This window comes from Mesorhizobium sp. M4B.F.Ca.ET.089.01.1.1 (genome assembly GCF_004022605.1).
GTDB lineage: Bacteria > Pseudomonadota > Alphaproteobacteria > Rhizobiales > Rhizobiaceae > Mesorhizobium > Mesorhizobium abyssinicae.
Genome location: NZ_RZOS01001128.1, coordinates 1 through 686 on the forward strand (window position 1 = coordinate 1; position 686 = coordinate 686).

The 686-nt window shown below is 52.5% G+C and carries 1 protein-coding gene; it reads left to right on the forward strand.

What is annotated here, in order from left to right; genetic code table 11:
* Window positions 1–280: 280 nt before the first annotated feature.
* A partial coding sequence (locus EN780_RS36410) for a cyclic GMP-AMP synthase DncV-like nucleotidyltransferase (RefSeq protein ID WP_348631300.1) occupies window positions 281–686 on the forward strand: 406 nt, incomplete at its 3' end.

The window sequence follows — 686 nt, forward strand, 5'->3', positions numbered from 1 at the left end:
ACATTACCATGGACGCCATAATACGTGTTCGGCTTGGTCACCGCACGCGTGCTACGCATCGGTTTCTCGCAATCTATCCAAAAGCATTCGTCCCCGTGTGAGAGTTAAATTCTTATTTTCACTCTCGGTCGTGTAAAGCAGATTATCTCGTTCGTGTTCGCAAACCCGAGCGGCTGTTTCCTTGGCTTTCCGTACCTCTCCTTCCGCCAATGAGAGTCCGTCGGGGAACGTGAGCGTTTCGACAGCCATTGGGGACTAGCACATATCAAGAGGGGGCAGTGTGAAACTTGTAAATGACTTCAAAAACTTTCTATCCGATACCGTCAATCTCAATCAAACCCGTATTACACTGCTTGAGGACCGAGCGGAGACGATTAATAGCTTTCTTCGAGCATCCGACTGGGAACCGACAATCTCCACCTTCATCGAGCAGGGCTCTTGGGCGCACGACACTATCATCCGCCCGGTGGATGGCGGAGAATTCGACGCCGATCTGCTCGTCAGGGTTCGGCCGGTCGATGGCTGGAGTGCCGCTCAATACGTGAAGGACCTCGGGCGCGTTTTCCTTGAGAGCGGACGATATGCCGACAAGACAGTCGTTTATGATTACTGCGTCACGATCACCTATGCGGACGATTGTAAGATTGATATCGCTCCGCTGGTGATGGACCGCGAGTACCGAGGAA